The organism is Elstera litoralis, assembly GCF_000963705.1.
GTDB lineage: Bacteria > Pseudomonadota > Alphaproteobacteria > Elsterales > Elsteraceae > Elstera > Elstera litoralis.
This window is the reverse complement of the sequence record NZ_LAJY01000532.1, coordinates 1-2,516: the sequence shown is the minus strand read 5'-3', so window position 1 is coordinate 2,516 and position 2,516 is coordinate 1. Positions and strand designations below refer to the sequence as shown.

At 57.8% G+C, this 2,516-nt stretch carries 2 protein-coding genes; both read left to right on the top strand.

Annotated elements, in window-relative coordinates:
* On the top strand, positions 1 to 749 hold a 749-nt coding region (locus VZ95_RS16950), incomplete at its 5' end, for an EscU/YscU/HrcU family type III secretion system export apparatus switch protein (protein WP_156995365.1).
* 18 nt (positions 750 to 767) lie between these two features.
* Complete coding sequence (locus tag VZ95_RS16945) at positions 768 to 2,327, top strand: ATP-binding protein (protein ID WP_052711881.1); 1,560 nt, start codon at positions 768 to 770, stop codon at positions 2,325 to 2,327.
* Positions 2,328 to 2,516: the final 189 nt, after the last annotated feature.

Below are 2,516 nucleotides of genomic sequence, written 5' to 3'. Positions count from 1 at the left end.
ATTTGGTCGAATTTTTGAAAGGTGTCACAAAGATTGTCGTTGTCGGGGCCGCAGCGATTTTTTTACTTTGGCCCGAAATGCGCAGTATCGACCGATTTGTTTTAACCGACGTTGGTGATATGCTCGCTGAGTTAAATAAGTTAGCCTTGAGTGTTATTTTTCTGGTGGTTGCCATTGTTGGCGTGATTGCTGGCGCGGATTATCTCTATCAGCGTTTTGCTTTTATGAAGCAAATGCGTATGTCCAAACATGATCTGAAGGAAGAGTTTAAAAACCAAGAAGGTGATCCGCACGTCAAAGCGCGATTGCGGCAGCTGCGGATGGAAAAAGCCAAGCAGCGCATGATGGCTCAGGTGCCAGAGGCGACCGTTGTTGTCACCAACCCAACCCATTATGCCGTCGCCTTGAAATATGAAGATGGCATGCCCGCGCCGAAAGTGGTGGCGAAGGGGGTCGATGCCGTCGCCTTGCGTATTCGCGACGTGGCGACGGAAAACAACGTGCCGATTGTCGAAAACCCGCCGTTGGCGCGTACCCTCTATGCCTTAGTCGATCTCGATAAAGAAATTCCGCCGGATACCTATAAGGCCGTGGCCGAACTGATTTCCTTCGTGATGCGCCGCAATCAGCGCAGCGGCGGCCCATCGCGGCCGCTCGCTGCGGGAATTATGGCGGCAACGGGCGTGGGGGGAACGGTAGATCCGACCGAGCGGGGACCGGGAGCCCCGCCGCCCCCATTCAACGGTTAAGCGATGGGATTGACGGCAATGGTTCGAAGTTTGTGGAAAGCCCGCACGGCGGCGCTCCCGCAGCAGGCCGTGGTTCTACCGCCGTTGCCGCTGCCGACCGTTTTTGTGGTGGATGGGGTGATTCGCAGTGCGAACCCGGCCTTCCGGAGACTGCTCGGGGTCAATGATCCCGTCGACAGGTCGCTTTTCTCCTTCATCGCCGACGGTCAGGAGGCAATTGCGCAAGCCTTGGCGGGGGGGCAGTCGATGCCCGCGCCGGTCGAGGTGGATTTGATCACCGAGCCGGGCCGTGAAACCCGCTGTGCCGCCCGGCTCTACTTCGAGCGTTGGACCGCCGACCCAGGGCCGAGCGGTTGGCTGTTGCAGGCGGTGGATATTTCCGACCAAAAGGAGTTGGAAAACCGCATCGTTCAGTCGCAAAAAATGCAGGCAGTGGGGCAGTTGGCGGGCGGCATTGCCCATGATTTCAATAATCTGCTGACGGCGATGATCGGTTACTGCGATCTTCTGCTGCAACGGCACCGGGCGGGGGATGCCTCTTTTGCCGATATTATGCAGATCAAGCAAAACGGCAATCGGGCGGCGGCTTTAGTGCGGCAGTTGCTGGCTTTTTCGCGGCAACAGAAGCTTGAGGTTTCCCAGCTCGATATTTCGGATGTCATTGCCGAACTCTCCCACTTGCTGCGCCGTTTGATCGGCCAAGGGATCGAGTTGGAACTGCATCATGGCCGCGATCTCGGCTTGGTGCGGGTCGATCCGGGGCAGTTGGAGCAGGTCATTATCAATCTCGCGGTGAATGCCCGCGATGCGATGCCCAACGGCGGGCGCTTGACCGTGGCAACCCAGGTGGAAACGGTGAAATTCGCCCGGCGCATGGGCCATGAAACCATGGCTCCCGGCAATTATGTGGTGATTTCCGTCACCGATACCGGCTCGGGCATGTCGCCGGACGTGCAGGCGCGGATTTTCGAGCCGTTTTTCACGACGAAGCCGGTCGGCTCCGGTACCGGGTTAGGGCTTTCCACGGTCTATGGGATCGTTCGCCAGACCGGCGGTTTTGTGAGGGTCGAGAGCACGATTGGGATCGGGACGACCTTCACGATCTATTTGCCGCAGATGGCGCCTGTCGAAGACCCTACAGTATTGGCGGAGCGTCGCGATGGTTTGCCCACCGATGTGCCGCCGCCGGAAACCGGATCGGGCGGGCGCGGCGCGATTCTGATTGTGGAAGATGAAGATCCGGTTCGCGCTTTTGCCGCCCGAACTTTGCGCAGCAAAGGCTATCACGTGACCGAGGCGCGCTCGGCGGAAGCGGCGCTCGATCTTATTCGCGGCGGGCTGGCGCGGCCCGATCTGCTGATTACCGACGTGGTGATGCCCGGCATGGATGGGCCAACGATGGTGGGGGAAATTTGGCAGATTTTTCCCAATCTTCCGGTTATTTGCGTGTCGGGCCACGCCGATGGGGATTTACGCGATCATCTCAACGCCTTGGGCGATATCGCCTTCTTGCAAAAACCGTTCAGCCTCAAGCAGTTGGCGGCAAAGGTCGCCGATAGAATGCCGTCAAACCTCTAGGGATTGTTCTAAGAACGTTCTTGAAACATATTTTTGTTCCCGTTATAGTCTGGGCTAGGGCATCCCCTGGCCGATCAAGCCTTGGCCTAGCCTGCGTTGCATCGCCGTGATGGCTGTGAAATAACCGGGAGGCACTCGTCATGACCGTCGCGCAACTGCGCCTTATCGATAAAGATAGCATGGATAAGA